Source organism: Exiguobacterium sp. K1 (assembly GCF_033721435.1).
Lineage (GTDB): Bacteria > Bacillota > Bacilli > Exiguobacteriales > Exiguobacteriaceae > Exiguobacterium_A > Exiguobacterium_A artemiae.
Map to the genome: position 1 here is coordinate 93,176 of NZ_JAOTIT010000003.1, position 17,871 is coordinate 111,046.

The 17,871-nt window shown below is 46.7% G+C and carries 16 protein-coding genes; 15 read left to right on the top strand and 1 reads right to left on the bottom strand.

The window, feature by feature from the left end:
• The first annotated feature begins 164 nt into the window (after positions 1-164).
• The 7 genes from N7U64_RS08120 to N7U64_RS08150 all read left to right on the top strand — a co-directional run bounded on the left by N7U64_RS08120 (position 165) and on the right by N7U64_RS08150 (position 9,963).
• Positions 165-1,424, top strand: coding sequence for an extracellular solute-binding protein (locus tag N7U64_RS08120; RefSeq protein WP_234944605.1), 1,260 nt, complete (start codon positions 165-167; stop codon positions 1,422-1,424).
• 115 nt (positions 1,425-1,539) lie between these two features.
• Positions 1,540-2,892: a carbohydrate ABC transporter permease gene (locus tag N7U64_RS08125; protein WP_290830004.1), complete on the top strand. Its 1,353-nt coding sequence runs from the start codon at positions 1,540-1,542 to the stop codon at positions 2,890-2,892.
• Entirely contained in the window at positions 2,892-3,725 is an 834-nt protein-coding gene (locus N7U64_RS08130) for a sugar ABC transporter permease (protein WP_012369657.1), read from the top strand. Before N7U64_RS08125 ends, N7U64_RS08130 begins: the two co-directional genes overlap by 1 nt.
• Positions 3,726-3,748: 23 nt before the next feature.
• The gene (locus tag N7U64_RS08135) at positions 3,749-5,278 is read left to right on the top strand and encodes an alpha-amylase family glycosyl hydrolase (RefSeq protein ID WP_318929276.1); all 1,530 of its coding nucleotides are present in this window, start codon (positions 3,749-3,751) and stop codon (positions 5,276-5,278) included.
• A gap of 34 nt (positions 5,279-5,312) precedes the next feature.
• Positions 5,313-6,341, top strand: a complete 1,029-nt coding sequence (locus tag N7U64_RS08140; RefSeq protein ID WP_012369659.1) for a LacI family DNA-binding transcriptional regulator — start codon at positions 5,313-5,315, stop codon at positions 6,339-6,341.
• Positions 6,342-6,587: 246 nt separating this feature from the next.
• Positions 6,588-8,888, top strand: a complete 2,301-nt coding sequence (locus N7U64_RS08145; protein ID WP_318929278.1) for a glycoside hydrolase family 65 protein — start codon at positions 6,588-6,590, stop codon at positions 8,886-8,888.
• A 223-nt stretch (positions 8,889-9,111) separates the two neighbouring features.
• On the top strand, positions 9,112-9,963 hold the full coding sequence (locus N7U64_RS08150) for a YitT family protein (protein ID WP_012369661.1): 852 nt from the start codon (positions 9,112-9,114) through the stop codon (positions 9,961-9,963).
• A gap of 62 nt (positions 9,964-10,025) precedes the next feature.
• Here N7U64_RS08150 and N7U64_RS08155 read toward each other — a convergent pair whose 3' ends face one another.
• Positions 10,026-10,835: a Cof-type HAD-IIB family hydrolase gene (locus tag N7U64_RS08155; RefSeq protein ID WP_012369662.1), complete on the bottom strand. Its 810-nt coding sequence runs from the start codon at positions 10,833-10,835 to the stop codon at positions 10,026-10,028.
• Positions 10,836-11,028: 193 nt separating this feature from the next.
• Between N7U64_RS08155 and N7U64_RS08160 the strand changes: the two genes are divergently transcribed.
• The 8 genes from N7U64_RS08160 to aroE all read left to right on the top strand — a co-directional run bounded on the left by N7U64_RS08160 (position 11,029) and on the right by aroE (position 17,870).
• The gene (locus tag N7U64_RS08160; RefSeq protein WP_318929282.1) at positions 11,029-11,223 is read left to right on the top strand and encodes a YjzD family protein; all 195 of its coding nucleotides are present in this window, start codon (positions 11,029-11,031) and stop codon (positions 11,221-11,223) included.
• Positions 11,224-11,286: 63 nt separating this feature from the next.
• Positions 11,287-12,420 (top strand): beta-aspartyl-peptidase, encoded by a 1,134-nt coding sequence (iadA, locus tag N7U64_RS08165; RefSeq protein ID WP_318929283.1) that lies wholly within the window; start codon positions 11,287-11,289, stop codon positions 12,418-12,420.
• Between the two features lie 12 nt (positions 12,421-12,432).
• Positions 12,433-12,924 (top strand): thioredoxin family protein, encoded by a 492-nt coding sequence (locus tag N7U64_RS08170; RefSeq protein ID WP_318929285.1) that lies wholly within the window; start codon positions 12,433-12,435, stop codon positions 12,922-12,924.
• Positions 12,917-13,696 carry a phosphatidylserine decarboxylase gene (locus tag N7U64_RS08175; RefSeq protein WP_318929286.1) on the top strand — a complete coding sequence of 260 codons (780 nt, stop codon included), beginning with the start codon at positions 12,917-12,919 and terminating at the stop codon, positions 13,694-13,696. Before N7U64_RS08170 ends, N7U64_RS08175 begins: the two co-directional genes overlap by 8 nt.
• A gap of 56 nt (positions 13,697-13,752) precedes the next feature.
• Entirely contained in the window at positions 13,753-15,102 is a 1,350-nt protein-coding gene (locus N7U64_RS08180) for an ArsB/NhaD family transporter (RefSeq protein WP_214765564.1), read from the top strand.
• Positions 15,103-15,253: 151 nt separating this feature from the next.
• Complete coding sequence (locus N7U64_RS08185) at positions 15,254-15,838, top strand: YqeG family HAD IIIA-type phosphatase (protein WP_026829034.1); 585 nt, start codon at positions 15,254-15,256, stop codon at positions 15,836-15,838.
• Between the two features lie 140 nt (positions 15,839-15,978).
• Positions 15,979-17,085: a ribosome biogenesis GTPase YqeH gene (yqeH, locus tag N7U64_RS08190; RefSeq protein WP_026829033.1), complete on the top strand. Its 1,107-nt coding sequence runs from the start codon at positions 15,979-15,981 to the stop codon at positions 17,083-17,085.
• Complete coding sequence (gene aroE, locus N7U64_RS08195; protein WP_318929287.1) at positions 17,085-17,870, top strand: shikimate dehydrogenase; 786 nt, start codon at positions 17,085-17,087, stop codon at positions 17,868-17,870. The genes yqeH and aroE overlap by 1 nt, the downstream gene beginning before the upstream one ends.
• The last annotated feature ends 1 nt before the right edge of the window (position 17,871 follow it).

Here is a 17,871-nt window from a genome sequence, read left to right on the forward strand (position 1 = left end):
TTAGATTGTATAATAAAAATGTAAAGGTGATGCAAACGTTTTCATAAAACGCTTACAACCGCTCGGTTGTTATCATGAGAAAATGGTTGTGCCTTTATGCAAACGTTGTGCATCAGAACTTATCATTCGTACGTTAACTTGGGGAGGAATTTTCGAACATGGAAATCAAAAAATTAGTAGCAGGTCTTTCAGTATCTGTCATGGCAATCGGTGCTCTTGCAGCATGTGGCGGCGGAACAGATTCAGGTTCTTCTGATACAAGTTCAGAAGGCGGTAAAAAACCAACGAAAATCGTTATCTGGGAAGATACAGAAAAAGCGGAAACAACTAAAGCCGCTGCTAAAGCATTTGAGGAAAAAGAAGGCGTCAAAGTTGAAGTCAAAGAAGTTAAAATGACAGATCAACAAAAGAAAGTCGCTCTTGACGGTCCTGCAGGAAAAGGTCCGGATATCATTCTTCTTCCACATGACCAAATCGGAACAGTTGTTGACCAAGGGTTGATTGCTGAACTCAAAGACGGCGAAAAAGCACTCGAACCTTTCATCGATACAGCTAAATCAGCTGTTACGTTCGACGGTAAAGTTTACGGTTATCCTAAAGCAGTTGAAACACCAATCCTTCTTTTCAACAAAGATGAGTTAAAAGAAGCACCGGCTTCAATGGATGACCTGTACAAAATCTCAACAGAGCAGAAAAAAGATGGTAAATACGGTTTCCTCGCACTTTGGGATAACTTCTACTTCGCACACGGTCCAATCGGTGGATACGGTGGATACGTCTTTAAAGATAACGGTGGAAAACTTGATCCTGCTGACATCGGTCTCAACAACAAAGGTGCAGTTGAAGGAATGGATTACATCGGTAAATGGTATAAAGAGGGGCTCTTCCCGAAAGGTTTGATCGGCGGTGGCGGTGGTCAAGCAATGGACCAATTGTTCGGCGACAAGAAAGCAGTCGCAGTCATGAACGGACCATGGGCAGTCGCAAGCTATAAAGAAAAAGGGATTAACTTAGGTGCTTCAGCACTTCCGAAGCTTCCAAACGGTGAAGCAATCAAAACATTCGTAGGCGTGAAGACGTATGCTGTTTCAGCTTACTCGGAAAACCAAGAATGGGCAGAAAAATTCCTCAAATCGTTAACGGGTGAAGAAAACGCGAAAGCGATGTTTGAGAAATACAACGAGATCCCACCGGTCACTTCGCTTCAAGAAGATGCAACGATCAAAGACAACGAAGTGGCAGCAGCCGTCTTCGCACAGTCTAAAGACGGTGTACCAATGCCGAACATCGCTGAAATGGGTCAAGTTTGGGAGCCGATGGCAGCAGCACTTCAACTTGTTGCAACAAACAAACAAGATGCACAAAAATCAGCTGATGACGCTGTGAAACAAATCAAGCAACAAATCGAAGCAAACAATCAATAATCAACTGAATGACTGACACAGAATTAAAGAAAGGGGGATCTTGGATTCCCCCTTATCTTTATGGTTGGAAGAGAAGCCTGAGGTCAGACATGACCTTTGGAAAGGAGAACAGACGATGGCGGCCATTGCGACACCACAACCCACGAAAACACCAAAGCCAAAAACGAATCACCGGACGATTGCAGCAGCGATATCGATTGTTCCAGGAATGGGGCAACTGTACAATAAACAATTTTTAAAGGGTGCGACATTTTTTATCGTCGTCCTATCGTATTTTTTAGTTAACTTCGAACTGTTTTTTAAAGGTGCTGGGAACGGTCCCGGAGATCGCGGAGCGATCTGGGGATTGATTACACTCGGTGAGGTAGCAGGCGTAAGGGGGGATCACTCGATCTTCTTGATGGTCGAGGGAATCATTGCATTGATTCTGCTTGTGTTTGGTATCGCCATTTACGTCTGGAACTTTATCGATGCGTATCGAATCGGTAAGCTCCGTGACTTGGAATTAGAAGTTCCTTCTTTGAAAATGCAGCTACGGAACTTCCGAGATAACGGTTTCCCGTACGCGATGCTGATTCCATCGTTGGTTCTCCTTGTCTTCACAGTCGTCTTACCTTTGATTTTCACGTTTTTAATTGCCTTTACGAACTATAAATTCAATAATTCACCACCGGCGAAACTCGTTGACTGGATTGGGATTCAAAACTTCCTGAACATCTTTACGGTCGACATCTTCCGCGACACGTTTGTCAGCGTACTCGGATGGACACTCGTTTGGACGGTCGCTTCGACAACAGGTGTCATCGCAATCGGGATTGGTCTTGCGGTCTTGTTGAATCAAAAAGGACTAAAAGGAAAACGTTTCTTCCGTTCGATTTTGATTTTATCTTGGGCTGTACCGGCATTCATCACAATCCTCATCTTCCGCTCCATGTTCAATGAGACGTTTGGTGTCTTTAATACGACACTGCTACCGGCAATCGGACTCGACAGCGGTGTCGAGTGGATGACAGATCCGACGTACACGCGTTTAGCCCTGATTGGTATTCAGTGGTGGCTCGGTTTCCCGTATATCATGACATTGACGACAGGGATTCTGCAGTCGATTCCAGAAGATTTGTATGAAGCGGCAACGATTGACGGTGCGACGTCAGGTGAAAAATTCCGCCTGATCACATTGCCGATGATCTTGTTTGCAACAGCACCGATCTTGATTACGCAATATACGTTCAACTTCAATAACTTCAACATCATCTATCTCTTTAACAACGGGGGACCGGCTGTTCCGGGTCAATCGGCCGGTGGAACAGACATCCTGATCTCCTGGATTTACAAACTGTCACTTGGTTCGAATCCGCAGTACGGATTTGCTGCCGCGATTACACTGGTGCTGTCGTTCTTCATCATGACGATTGCCGTCATTCAGTTTAAACGTTCAAAATCATTCAAAGATGAGGATATGATCTAATGAGAAAACAAAACCGAATCAATATGGCGTTGTCATACCTCATTTTGACGATCGCCTCGATAATTATCGTGTATCCGCTCCTTTGGGTTGTCGGCACATCGCTCAACCCGGGGAAAAGCATCACTTCGGACATCTTCCCGAGCAATCCGACATTGATCCATTACTTTGATTTATTTGATGCGACACAAACGGATTATGGCATGTGGTATCTGAATACTATCAAAATCGCTGTCATTACGATGGTCGTTTCCGTCGCACTGATTACGTTGACAGGTTACATTTTCTCACGTTACCGGTTCGTCGGACGTAAGAATTCACTGATCTTGTTCCTCGTCTTGCAGATGGTTCCGCAATTCGTTGCCATTATCGCAATTTACGTTCTGTTGAACATGTTGCAATTGTTTGATACGCATTTGGCATTGATTCTTCTGTATGCAGGGGGAGCGATTCCAATGAACACGTATCTTGCAAAAGGATATTTTGATACAATACCAAAAGAACTGGATGAAGCGGCGCGGATGGATGGGGCAGGACATCTTCGGATTTTCTGGCAGATCATTCTTCCACTTGCAAAACCAATGGTAGCTGTTATCGCTTTGTTCAACTTCATGGCACCGTTCAACGATTTCATCCTGGCGTCACTTGTTCTCCGCTCGCCGGAGAAACAGACACTCGCTGTTGGACTGTACAACATGGTTTCAGAGCAATTCGATAATAACTTCACATTGTTTGCGGCAGGTGCCGTATTATCAGCAGTACCAATCGTTCTTCTGTTCTTCGCATTCCAGCGTTTCTTCGTATCTGGACTGACGGCAGGCGGAACGAAAGGTTAATCAATCAAGGGGGAATCAGCGGCATGAGACGAGGCGTGATGCTTCTCCTCTTGCCGCTTCTCTTGTCTATCGGAACGTTTCCACAGACAAGCGAAGCTGCAGGATGGGAAAAAGAACGAATGTATTTCATCATGGTTGACCGGTTTGAGAACGGTGACAAAAGTAATGACTTAGAAGCAAATCCCGATGATCCAAAAGCGTTTCAAGGCGGGGACTTAGCAGGTGTCACAAAGCGTCTGGATTATATCAAGGATCAAGGATTTACATCAATCTGGCTGACGCCGATTTTCAAGAACCGGCCAAACGGCTATCACGGATATTGGACGGATGATTATTATGAGATCGATCCGCATTTCGGAACAAAAGAAGAATTTAAAACGTTAGTCAAAGAGGCACACAAACGTGATCTGAAAGTGGTGCTCGATTTAGTCGTCAATCACCTCGGACCGAACCATCCACTCGTAAAAGAAAAACCGGACTGGTTCCATAAAGAACAGACCATCATGAACTGGAACAATCAGGCGGAAGTCGAGAACAATTGGCTGTTTGATTTACCGGATTTCAATACGGAAAATAAAGAGGTCGTCAAGTATTTGATTGACGTTGCGAACTACTGGGTGGATGAGACCGGAATCGACGGCTACCGACTCGATACGGTCCGTCATGTTCCGCCGGCTTTTTGGAAAAAATTCATCCCGGCCGTCAAAAAAGAGCATTCGGATCTCTTTTTATTAGGCGAAGTATTTGACGGTGATCCGCGTAAGATTGCGATCTATTCGAAACTGGGATTTGATTCTGTGACGAACTTCCCGTTTTACTACGGAATCAAGGATCAGTTTGCCCGGAAAAATGGTTCGGCGGAAGAATTAGATTCGGTTTATAATCGAGATACTACGTTTAATCCGAAAGCGATGTCCTTAGCGAACTTTATTGATAATCATGATTTAAAACGCTTTATTACGGAAGCGAAAATCGGTGGAGCCGCGGATGAGGAACGACAATTGCGTTTAGCGTTATTCGCTTTATATGCAGCACCCGGCATGCCGATCGTCTACCAGGGAACAGAAGTCGCGATGCCCGGTGGAGAAGATCCGGGAAACCGAATGATGATGGAATTCGATAAAAACGATAAGATGCAGGAATATGTGCAGACATTAAACAAGATGCGCAAGAACTATCCTGCTTTTGAGACTGGGAAACAGCGGTTGGTGGCGAAAACGGACCATATGGCGGTCTTCGAACGAAAAGTCAAAGATCAGTCTGTCCTATATGCCATCAATTTAGGGGAAAAGAAAACGACATTGCGCGTGAAAGCATCAGAAATCGGTGACGATCAACGTCTGCGGGGGCTATTGTTCTCTGACGTCGTACGTCAAGACGGAGATGCCTATGAAGTAACGCTTGATGCGGGCAGTGCCAATGGATATGTCGTGGAACATTCGCAGGTCAACTGGATGTCGCTCGTTGCGATCGGCTCAATCGCTCCGATCCTTGCCTTAATCATTTTATTCGTCCATCGACGACGGATCAATCGGACAAAGGAAACACACTAAAATACATTTGTAGGGAAATGATGAGGTGAAAGGGATGCAAGTAACAATCAAGGATGTCGCAAGAGAAGCGAACGTTGCACCGTCTACGGTCTCACGTGTAATTGCCAACAGTCCGCGCATCAGTCAAAAAACAAAAGAACGTGTCCGTCAGGCGATGGAGGAACTCGGCTACTATCCGAACGTCCATGCCCGGAGTCTTGCTAATCGAACGACTCAGGCCATCGGTCTTGTCATGCCCAGTGCAGCAACAAAAACACTGCAAAATCCATTTTTCTCGGAAGTAATTCGCGGAATCAGCACAAAAGCACATCAAAACGGTTATTCGTTGTATATGACGACAGGGGTTTCGGAAGAAGAAGTCTACGAAGGTGTCGTCTCGATGGTTCAGGGTCGTCGGGTCGACGGTGTCGTGGTCTTGTATTCTCGGACGGATGACAAGGTCGTTCAATTTTTACAGGATTCGAAGTTTCCGTTCGTCGTTGTCGGGAAACCATTCAGTGACTCCTCGCATGTCACCTATGTCGATACCGACAACTATCTTGCGGGGCGCGAAGTCACGAAATATTTACATCAACTTGGACATGAATGCATCGCGTTTGTCGGGGGATCCCAGGATTTAGCCGTCACTCAGGAACGGGTCGGTGGATACAAGACAGCTTTGATGGAGGAAGGTCTTCCGATCAACGAATCATATATCGTCAGTGCACCGTTCATGACGACCGGAGGAGCAGACGCCGTCAAACGATTGATGTCGCTTGAGCACCCGCCGACGGCTGTCGTCGTCAGTGATGATATGATGGCGCTTGGTGTCATGAGTACGTTAAATGAGATGGAAATCAGCGTACCCGATCAGATGGCTGTCGTCAGTTTCAACAATCTGTTCATCGCGGAATTTTCCAGTCCGCCGTTGACCTCCGTTGAAATTAACATCTTCGGTTTAGGATTTGAAGCAACAAACTGTCTGATCGAACAAATGAACGAAGAGGCGACACCTTATGGAAAACGTGTCATCGTTCCTCATTATCTAGTTGTTCGTCAATCTTGCGGCGGCACGGCAAAATAAAATGAATGTTATTCAAGAAAACACCACTTGTCCGTTCGCGGCAGGTGGTGTTTTCTTGTGCGGAAAAGGACACGAAAGCTCTCCGTGATCCAAAAAGACAGGACGGATGGAAAAAGATTTTTATTTTCGTGCAAACGATTGCATTAACGATGATTATGTGTAGAATAAAGAATGTAGAGAAAATTAAAACGCTTACAAAAAGATGCCTAAGCATCGATGTGATTAAGAATAAGGGAGCGACTAATCATGAAACGATTGTTTGATATCAATGAATGGAAAATTACGGAGCAGGGTTTTCATCCGGAAGACAACCGGCTTGCTGAATCGATGACAGCGATCGGAAACGGTCATATGGGAATGCGCGGAAATTTTGAAGAAGACTACTCGGGAGACACGCATCAAGGGATGTACGTCGCGGGCGTCTACTACCCGGATAAAACACGGGTCGGCTGGTGGAAAAACGGCTATCCGGAATATTTCGCCAAAGTCTTGAATGCCGTCAACATCATGGGACTTCGTGTTTCGATCAATGGCAAGAATGTCGATTTAAACGAGTGGGAAGTCGTCGATTTTAAACGGGAACTCGACATGCAACACGGTGTTCTGACACGGACGATGCTGATCCGAAACGGAATCGAGGAAACGAAAATTGAGTCGAAACGCTTCTTCTCGATCGTTGATAAGGAATTAGCTGCACTTCGTTACACGGTCACACCGGTCAACTTTGATGCGGAAGTCGTCATCGAATCCTATCTCGACGCCGACGTCGAAAACGAAGATTCTAACTATGACGAGAAATTCTGGCTTCCGGTCGAGCACGGCGTGGAAGAACGGTTTGCTTACGTCACGTCAAAAACGAAGAAGTTGGACTGGCATGTCACGGCGGCGATGATTACCGATGTCGAAGGTGCGAGATGCGAAGTGCTTGAAAGTACATTACAATATGTCGCCAATCGTTTCACGAAACAGGTACCGGCCGGTGAAGCAGTGACGGCTGAAAAGTTAGTGGCCCTCGTCACGAATCGTGATTATGAGATTGAAGACTTGCTGGCACAGGCGATGAAACACGTGAATGACGCTTTTGAGAGCGGATTTGACAATGTGCTTGCAGCACATGAAGCGGCCTGGTTGAAGCACTGGGAAGAAGCGGACGTGAAGATTGAAGGGGATATCGAAGCCCAACAGGGAATTCGTTTTAACATTTTCCATATGTTCCAGACGTACACAGGCGAAGATTCCCGCCTGAACATTGGGCCAAAAGGGTTTACGGGAGAAAAATACGGTGGGGCGACTTACTGGGATACAGAAGCGTATTGCCTGAACTTCTATCTTGCGACATCGAAGCCGGAGGTTGCCTGGAATTTGTTGAAGTACCGTCATAACCAACTCCCGCAAGCGAAAGAAAATGCGGATAAAAATGTCGGAATGAAGGGTGCTTTATATCCGATGGTGACGATGAACGGGGAAGAGTGCCACAATGAGTGGGAAATTACGCATGAAGAAATTCACCGGAACGGTGCGATTGCCCATGCGATTTATAACTATACGAACTACACAGGAGATACCTCTTACCTCGGACAATACGGCTTTGAAGTGCTCGTTGAAATCGCACGTTACTGGGCGAGTCGCGTCAACTATGTCCCGCATAAAGATGTTTATATGATTCTTGGTGTCACTGGACCAAATGAATACGAAAATAACGTCAATAACAACTGGTATACGAACTTAATGGCTGCCTGGTGTCTCGAGTATGCGCAGACAGTCTATCGTCACCTGGAGCAGGAAGAACCGGCACGCCTCGAAGAATTGATGCATCAATTGGCTCTCACGGAAGAAGAATTAGCTCACTGGGCCGAGATTGATCAGAAAATGTATTATCCGAAAGACGATTCTGTTCCGGATGTATTCATGCAGCAAGACGGTTTCATGGATAAGGAACAGATTATGGTCGCGGATCTTGATCCAAAACACCTACCGTTAAACCAAAATTGGTCGTGGGACCGTGTTCTGCGTTCTGTCTTCATCAAACAGGCTGATGTTCTGCAAGGACTCTATTTCCTGACGGATCGTTTCTCGATCGAAGAGAAGAAGAAAAACTTTGATTTTTATGAGCCACGGACGGTCCATGAATCATCACTTTCACCTTGTATCTATTCGATCATTGCGGCTGAAGTCGGTTATGAAGAAAAAGCGATGGAACTCTATCAACGTTCGGCACGGCTCGATCTTGATAACTATAACAACGATACGGAAGATGGTCTCCACATCACGTCGATGGTCGGATCCTGGATGTCAATCGTTCACGGATTTGCCGGACTGCGTGTCGAGCAGGGGACATTGTCCTTCAAACCGATGTTGCCAAAGGGCTGGACGAGTTATTCGTTCCGGATGCAATGGCGTGGACATCACATTCTCGTTCAGGTCAAGCAGAACGAAGTGTGCATTGAACAAAACGTAGGTGAAGCCTTTACGTTACAGCTTCACGGTGAACCGGTTGAAGTCCCGGCAGAAGGTGCGGTTACCATTCCAGCTTCGATGACTGTTTAAGAAAACCCGAAAAAAGACGGATTTTTACCGGATATGAAACAAAGGGGGACGGATGTCAAATCTGCCCCCTTTTTTCGTCTGAGGAAGAATGTGTTCAACTTCTGAAAATGAGAGCGTTACCAAAAAAAAGAAATGTAATTCTTTCATCATCTTGACTATCCGGACACATTTGTTATGTGCTAAAGTGTTCCAAGATAGTTTACGAATGAGAGGAGAACAAGGTGTGACAGCGGTTGTAAAGGAAAGTATGCTAAAAGTGATTGTCGCCTCGATTGGCGGGTTCGTCATCGCAGTAGCGATGAACTGGTTCTTGATTCCAAGTGGTGTTTACTCGACAGGATTTACGGGACTTGCCCAGATTTTAACGCAGGTGTTACAAGGGACGGCGTTTGCTTTCGGGGAAAACGTCTGGTTCTTAGTCTTGAATCTGCCATTGATTGTTTTAGCATGGATCATGCTCGGACGCAGTTTTACCATCATTACATTGATATCGGTTTTGGCGACAACGATTTTTATCGGACTTATTCCTCAGTATGCTGTTATTCCGGGTGATCAAACGCTCAATGCCGTATTTGGTGGGGTCTTACTGGCAATCGGAACCGGAATTACGATTAAATTCGGGGCATCTACGGGTGGTTTTGATATCGTGGCATTGATTTTTGCCCGTTTCTCCGACCGGAGCGTGGGATTATACCTGTTTGTATTGAACTTTTTGATTGCAATCCTTGCAGGAGCATTGTTTGGTTGGTCGACGGCACTGTATACGATTGTCTTCATTTATGTCACGTCGAAAGTCGTCGATGAAATTCATACAAGCAATCAACGGTTGACGATTTTCATCATTACGAATCATGCCGACGATATCACGACGGCACTTCATCAACACATCATTCGCGGAATTACTCAGATGCCGGCCATCGGGACGTACTCACGGGCTGAGAAGTCGACGCTGATGATGGTCATCGAACGGCATGAGTTGCGCGATATTGAACGGATTTGCCGCGATGCAGACGAAACGGTGTTCATCAACGTCGTCGCGACAGACTCTGTCGTCGGTTACTTCCGTAAAGGGTAAAGTGAAACAACAAAGCCGGTTTTTCTGTCTGATGGACAGAGAAGCCGGCTTTGTTCATGAGATTAAATCAGGCCGAGCACATGTTTCAGGTAATAAGCGATTCCGTCTTCCTGGTTCGATTTCGTCGTACCGTTGGCAACCAGTTTCAGTGCTCCGATGGCGTTGCTCATCGCGACACCATGCCCGACGTACTCGAGCATTTCCAAGTCGTTTTCTTCATCTCCGAAAGCAATGATCTGTTTTTGTTCGATTCCGAGATGACGTGAAATTTGGTGTAAGCCGATTGCTTTACTCGTACCTTTTCGCATGACCTCGACCATATATTCCGGTTTGACCCATTGACGGTTCAAGACCGTTTCCGCATGAATGCTCGAAAGTTCGGACCGGATGTCCTGGACATGTTCACCTTTCGCATGAATCAGGAGCGATGTCGGTTCGTGTTGCAGAACCTTTCGTAAATCGCCGGTCGTTACGGATAAAGCATGATCTGTATAGAATTCATAAATTCCGACCGGATCATTTTGGAAGTAAACATGATCGGTCACCTCACACACGATATTTTGTGTTTTCGAGTCCGATACCGACTCCAGGATGTGCTGGACGGTTTTCAGCGGAATCGGATGATGGCTGACTTCAAAATGTGGATCATGCGGATGGTGAACCAGTCCGCCGTTAAAATTGACGATCGGTGTCGTCAATCCGAGTTCATCGTAATAGCGTTTCGCGTGCCGGAAAGGACGTCCGGTGGCGATGACGACTTCGTGGCCGTTCTCGCGTGCCGTTCTCAATGCGTGTAAGTTGGCCTGACTGATGGTTTTGTCGTCGCGTAATAATGTGCCGTCCAAATCGACGGCGATCAGATGACGTTGCATGGGATACTCACTCCACTCTGGATTCATTACGCTTACTGTAGCATAATCCATCGAAAAATATCTAAAATTGTCTGCTTTTTGAATTCGGGAAAGCGTTTAAAAAAATCGGAGAAAAGCTGTCCGTTCCCTTAAAAAATGATATACTACGAAACGTAGGACATTAAAAAGTAAGTTAAGAAATGGAGGGGGAAGAATGCGTTTTCTCGTTACATTCTTCTGGTCGTTCTTACTCGTGAACACAGCCGTGTTCATCGTATCAGCGGTCGATGCAGTCACGTATAACTTCGGATTCGCGACAGCTATGTCAGTCGTGACTTCACTTGTCGTCTTCGCACTTGATGCAGTCAATGAAGATCTTGGTCTTGTTCAAGGGACAAAGGCAGAATAAGGTAAAAGCGAGATATCGTCATTTGGACGATAGGCTCGCTTTTTATGATTTGGGAGGCAAGTGATGATAATACTTAAAAATGTAACAGTAGCCGGTGAAGCGACGGATGTACTGATTGGTGCGGGGAAGATTCTTGCCATCGGTTCCTATACGGTGGATGAACGGCTGATTACTCAGACGATTGACGGGACGGGGAAACAACTGATCCCGGGTCTGCTCGATGGACACGTCCATCCAATCGGCGGGGGCGGGGAAGGTGGTTTTGCAACACGGACACCTCCGCTTTCGGCCACTGATTTTCTCGAAGCAGGTGTTACGACCGTCGTCGGATTGCTTGGAACAGATGGCTGGACACGAACAGGAATCGATTTGCTCGCACACTTGCGGGGCTATACGAGCCAAGGAATCCGTTCTTTTCTCTTGTCAGGCAGTTACGCCGTCCCGCCGGTTTCGATTACGCCGTCGATTGCTGAAGATATTCTGTTGATTAACGAAGTCATCGGAATTGGTGAGATTGCGATCAATGATCATCGTTCCACCCAACCGACGGTCCATGAGTTGTCACGTCTTGCTTCGCAAGCACGGATTGCCGGTCTCTTAAAAGGAGTGCGGGGAACGATGAATGTCCATATCGGCGACGGGAAACGCGCCCTTGCTCTGCTCGAAGAAGTAGTCGAAATGACGGATATTCCGATTACCCAATTTTTGCCAACGCACATCAACCGTAGTGAACGGATTTTTGAAGCCGGCTTACGTTGGGCGAAACAAGGCGGGCGTATTGATTTTACGACCTGTACGACGGAAGCATTCATTAAAGAAGGGGAAATTCCAGCAGGACAGGCGCTTCACCGTGCTCTTGCTGCCGGTATTCCTTTGACCCGGATTACGATGTCCAGTGACGCCGGTGCAAGCCTGCCTGCCTTTGACGAGAGCGGGAAACTGCTTCGTCTTGAAACCGGAAAACCGACCTCGATGTTGGATGCGGTCCGTGAAGCAGTGAAGCATGGCGTGCATTTCAAGGACGCGATTCAGACGGTCACGTCAAACGTCGCCGAGGCCTATGGTATTTCCGGAGGGAACATCCAACCAGGTGAACGTGCCGATCTGTTACTGATTGATGACGCTTTGCAAATCGATACGATTCTTGCAGAGGGGCATGCTATAATGATTCAGAAAAAATGGCTGTTGCCAAAATGACGGAGGGATACTGTGTCAAAGAAATCTAACCGTGTGAAACCAACCAAAAAACCGCAATCGAAAGCCAATTGGATTACGGCTGGTGTGATTGCGCTGATCGTCTTAATCGGGGCGACGATGTTACTGTTTACGGATCGAGAGGATACCGCCTCTAAAAACGGAAACCTAACTGCGAGTCAAGTGTCGGATAAGCTGAAGTCCGGTGATGAATTTTATACGTATTTTTATCAGACGGGATGCGTACACTGTGAAAAAGTAAAACCGTACTTAGTACCACTCGGTGAAAAACAGGATATTCCATTTGAACAAATTGACTTAGCCGTCGAACAGTCGGCTTGGGACACGTTTGGGATCGAAGGAACACCAACTGTCGTTCATTTCAAAGATGGAAAAGAAATCAGCCGCGTATCCGGAGAGCAGACAGAAGACGCGTATAAAGAATTTTTCGCAGGGAAAGCCGTGAAAAATTCCGAGGAAGAGTCGTCAGGTGATTTAAATGATTAAAAAATGGTTCTTTACGCAACTGTTTGAATTGAACGGTCATCCGTCCGTCGCAAGACAATTGCGGCGCTTTGCGATGAGTCCGGTCAGCCGCCCGCTGATTCGACCGTTTGTTAAAATGTATGACTTACAGATGCAGGAGGCGGATCAGCCGCTTGAGTCGTATAAGACGCTGCATGATTTGTTTGTCCGGAACTTAAAGGAAACCGTCCGTCCGATTGACGAGTCGGCACAGGCAGTCGTCAGCCCATGTGACGGTGTCTTATCCGTTGTCGAGGATTTGACGGAAGACAGTCGTTTTACCGTCAAAGGGCAGACGTATTCGGTATCTGAGTTGCTCGGTTCGCATCACGAGGCCCAGAACTACATCGGTGGACGGGTATTGATCTTTTATCTCAGTCCGCAAAATTATCACCGGGTACATGTACCAATCGACGGAACCGTCCGGACGAGCTATACACTCGGACGTGATTCGGCACCGGTCAATGATCTGGGACTTGAATATGGAAAACGGCCGCTGACACGAAACTATCGCCGGGTCACCCGTATCACGCACGGGAAACACGCACTGGAGCATGTGATGGTCGGTGCTTTGAACGTGAACACCATCGTCCGGACGAATCAAAACCGGGAAGTCAAACGAGGTGACGAGTTCGGCTATTTCTCATTTGGTTCGACGGTCGTCTTGATTTGCCCGAAAGATGCGATGACGTTAGAATCGAACATTCAGGGTCCTGTCTTAATGGGGAACCGCATCGGTTATTGGAATTCATGAATGAAGACGCTCCCGTCACGAAGGGAGCGTTTCGTCATGCTTAGGAGGAATCTGTCATGCAGGTTTTATTATTTACGGGAGCGTCGGGTTCGTCGCTTCAAATTTACGGGGCCTTATTCATTTTTTTAGTGACCTATGCTTTGATCATCAGTGAAAAAATCAGCCGGGCGATCGTCGCCCTGTTAGGTGCGCTAGCAATGGTGATATTCGGGATCGTCCGTTTGGAATCTGCCTTGTTTGAATACGTCGAATGGGGAACAATCGTCTTATTGATCGGGATGATGATTTTAGTGACGATTGCCAACCAATCGGGCCTGTTTGAATACATCGCGATTCGGGCGGCGAAGAAAACAAAGGGAGATCCCGTGAAAATCCTGATTTTACTGTCCGGATTGACGGCACTCGGATCTGCCTTTTTAGACAATGTCACGACAGTTCTGTTGATTGTTCCCATCACGTTTTCGATTACGAAAGTCTTAAAAATCAAACCGTTCCCGTTTTTACTCGCGGAAGTTTTATTTGCCAACATCGGCGGAACGGCAACATTAATTGGTGATCCCCCGAACATCATGATCGGAGCAGCCAATCCGCATTTGACGTTCAATGCTTTTTTGTTGAATCTTGCACCGGTGATCGTATTAATCACCGTCGTGACGATTGGTATTTTGTACCTGGTCTTTCGAAAACATTTGCACGTGGAACCGGAGGATCAGCAAAAATTAATGGAAATTGACGAAAACAGCTACATCATCAGCCGGAAGCTGGTCATGCGCAGCAGTATTGTCTTAGTCAGTACGATCGTCTTATTCGTCATCCATCCGTTGCTCAGTCGAATCGGTCTTCATCTCGAAGCACCAGCGATTGCGATTCTCGGCGCAACCGTCTTGATGCTGCTGACGATTGAAAACAACCATCAACTGGAAGAAGTATTCGCCCGGGTCGAATGGACAACGATCTTTTTCTTCGCCGGACTGTTTATTCTCGTAGGCGGCATTCAGGAAGTCGGAATCATCCGTTTCCTGGCGGAGAAAACGATTACGTTGACAGGCGGAGACATCCAGACGACGGCAACAGCTGTTCTTTGGTTATCGGGTGTTGCCAGTGCAACGATTGATAATATTCCGTTCGTGGCGACGATGATTCCTTTAATCAACGATGTTGCGGCAGGAATCGGATTGTCGCCGGACAGCCAGCAAGTCGACGTCCTCTGGTGGTCGTTGTCGCTCGGAGCATGTCTTGGCGGAAACGGGACATTGATCGGAGCATCAGCCAATGTGATTGTCGCGGGGCTTGCGACGCGGCAAGGGGAGAAGTTTACGTATGGACGATTCCTGCTTTACGGAGCACCGATCACCATCGTGACGCTGATTATTTCGCAACTCTATTTATGGATCCGCTATTATTGAACAGAAATGACGAAACGGAAGAGACACGTGCTCTTTCGTTTTCTTTTGGTCGTCGCTCTATCAAATGGATTGTGCTATAATCGAACGATAAGAACATAACTGTTTCTTAAACTTAACTATAGAGCTAGACCATTATCTGGAGGTTTTATTCTTGTTTAAACGACTTTATCCAAAACATTTTGTGGCGTCGATCTATGATATCGACTTAGAGATGTTAAAACGAAACGGTGTCAAAGCAATTTTGACGGATCTTGATAATACACTTGTTGCTTGGAATATTGCCGATGCTCCAGACGAATTGGTGTCATGGCTCGATATGGTGAATAACCAATATGGATTTGACGTCATCATCGTCTCGAATAACAACGGCGATCGAGTCAAGAAATTCGCGGATCCACTTGGCTTACATTATATTGCACCGGCACGTAAACCGTTACCGATCGGTTTTAAACGCGCGTTGACGGAATTTGGTTATCACGCGAAGGAAGTTGTCTTCCTTGGAGATCAACTGTTTACAGACGTGTTAGGCGCAAATTCAGTAGGTATCGAAGTCATCCACGTGCAACCCGTCGTCAAGACAGACGGTGTCGTCACAAAATTTAATCGCTTGATGGAACGGTTGATTTTCCGTCGGATGAAACGCAAAGGCATCTACAAATTGACGCAACGTGTCAAAGAAGATCCGGCAGCGTTAAAACACCCGATTGAAACGCTTCGTCAAGATAAGCAGCAATGACCCTGTCATACCGGTAGATGAAAGGATAGGCAGCAGTCGCAACATGTACGGCGAAAGGTCGGAAGTTACGCTCTTGGAGTGGCGTGCAGGGCGCTACGTTGAATAGAGAAGGGAAAGTCCCGATGCGGCTCAACACACACATGGAAGAAATCAATTGCGCAGGCTGTGGTGTCGCGATCCAAACAGAGGATCCAAAAGCACCTGGTTATGCGCCTAAATCTGCACTTGACCGTGAAATGGTCATTTGCCAACGTTGTTTTAAACTAAAACATTACAACCAAATTCAAGACGTCGCATTAACGGACGATGATTTTGTCAAAATCTTAGATGGAATCGGTCAAAAAGATGCATTAGTCGTTAAAATTGTCGATATTTTTGATTTTAACGGAAGTTGGTTACCTGGATTACACCGGTTTGTCGGAAAAAATGATGTGTTGCTCGTCGGAAATAAAGCCGACCTGCTCCCGAAATCACTTAATCCGAATCGTCTGATGAACTGGATGCGCCAAACATCAAAAGAACTTGGTCTGCGTCCGGTCGATGTCCATCTGATCAGTGCGAAAAAAGGACACGGTGTGGATGAGTTGGCGGAAAAAATCGATTATTACCGTAAAGGACGCGACGTTTACGTCGTTGGCTGTACGAACGTCGGTAAATCGACATTGATCAACCAAGTCATCAAACGTTTCGGTGAAGAAGAAGAAGCTGTCATCACAGTCAGCCACTTCCCGGGAACGACACTTGATTTGATTGATATCCCGCTCGATGATAACTGTAATCTGTACGACACACCGGGAATCATCAATCATCACCAAATGGCACATTATGTGGATGCAAGAGACTTGAAATTGATTACGCCGAAAAAAGAAATCAAGCCGCAAGTCTTCCAAATTCATCCGCAACAAACATTGTTCTTCGGTGGTCTGGCACGTCTTGACTACATGGAAGGCAACAAACGGTCATTCGTCATCTATATGTCAAATGACTTAAAAGTACACCGGACGAAGCTCGACAAAGCAGACGATCTGTATGCGAATCATAACGGAGAATTGTTATCTCCGCCGAATGAAAAGACGCTTGAGATGCTTCCGCCGCTCGTTCGACACGAGTTCAGTCTACGCGACAACATGAAAACGGATATCGTTTTCAGTGGACTCGGTTGGGTGGCAGTTCACGGAAAAGGCGGACGAGTTGCTGCCTATGCACCAAAAGGTGTTGCTGTCTCATTACGTGAGGCGCTTGTCTGATGCAATTTGCTGTCATCGGTCATCCGATTGCCCATTCACTTTCACCCATGTTGCACGAAACATGGCTGAAAGCGGCTGGGCTTTTCGGTTGTTATACTACGTTAGATGTCGAAGGGGACGGGCTGGAAGCGTTCGTTCAGAAGGTAAGAAAACGGCAGTTTGATGGAATCAATGTGACGATTCCACATAAGTCAGCCATCATTCCTTTTCTTGATCGTCTGGAGCCGGCAGCAGCCCGCGCCGGTGCCATCAATACCGTCTACTGGGACGGGGAGGAACTGGTCGGTGCAAATACAGACGGCACCGGGTTTGCCCGTGCCCTTGCGACACGGACGAATGCAAAAAACAGTTTGGTGATTGGAGCAGGCGGAGCAGCCCGCGGAATTATTCCGATGCTTCCCGGTCATGTTACTGTCATGAACCGGACGAATCAGACGGCTGAACAGGTGGCTGCTGAATTCGGACAATCTGCTGTTCCGTGGTCAAGGACGCTTGATTTGACGCCATATGATGTCATCATCAATACGACTTCTGTCGGAATGGCTCCTGCCATCGATCAGACACCAATTGAATTGACAGCGACGACAGCCTTGATTTGTGATATTATTTATCGACCGACCCCGACCCGTCTTTTGCGGGAAGCGACCGCAAACGGGCTTGATACACTTGATGGTGTTTTAATGTTTGTACTACAAGCGGCTGAAGCATTTGAACGCTTCACCGGTCATAAACCTGACATCGCTCTCGGCGAGCAGGTGATTAGAAAGCAATTGGAGGAATCATAAT

Coding starts and splice junctions, on each gene's coding strand:
- iadA (WP_318929283.1), top strand. CDS start 11,287: ATGATAATACTTAAAAATGTAACAGTAGCCGGTGAAGCGACGGATGTA.
- N7U64_RS08155 (WP_012369662.1), bottom strand. CDS start 10,835: ATGCAACGTCATCTGATCGCCGTCGATTTGGACGGCACATTATTACGC.
- N7U64_RS08135 (WP_318929276.1), top strand. CDS start 3,749: ATGAGACGAGGCGTGATGCTTCTCCTCTTGCCGCTTCTCTTGTCTATC.
- aroE (WP_318929287.1), top strand. CDS start 17,085: ATGCAATTTGCTGTCATCGGTCATCCGATTGCCCATTCACTTTCACCC.
- N7U64_RS08140 (WP_012369659.1), top strand. CDS start 5,313: ATGCAAGTAACAATCAAGGATGTCGCAAGAGAAGCGAACGTTGCACCG.
- N7U64_RS08130 (WP_012369657.1), top strand. CDS start 2,892: ATGAGAAAACAAAACCGAATCAATATGGCGTTGTCATACCTCATTTTG.
- yqeH (WP_026829033.1), top strand. CDS start 15,979: ATGGAAGAAATCAATTGCGCAGGCTGTGGTGTCGCGATCCAAACAGAG.
- N7U64_RS08180 (WP_214765564.1), top strand. CDS start 13,753: ATGCAGGTTTTATTATTTACGGGAGCGTCGGGTTCGTCGCTTCAAATT.
- N7U64_RS08160 (WP_318929282.1), top strand. CDS start 11,029: ATGCGTTTTCTCGTTACATTCTTCTGGTCGTTCTTACTCGTGAACACA.
- N7U64_RS08175 (WP_318929286.1), top strand. CDS start 12,917: ATGATTAAAAAATGGTTCTTTACGCAACTGTTTGAATTGAACGGTCAT.
- N7U64_RS08125 (WP_290830004.1), top strand. CDS start 1,540: ATGGCGGCCATTGCGACACCACAACCCACGAAAACACCAAAGCCAAAA.
- N7U64_RS08145 (WP_318929278.1), top strand. CDS start 6,588: ATGAAACGATTGTTTGATATCAATGAATGGAAAATTACGGAGCAGGGT.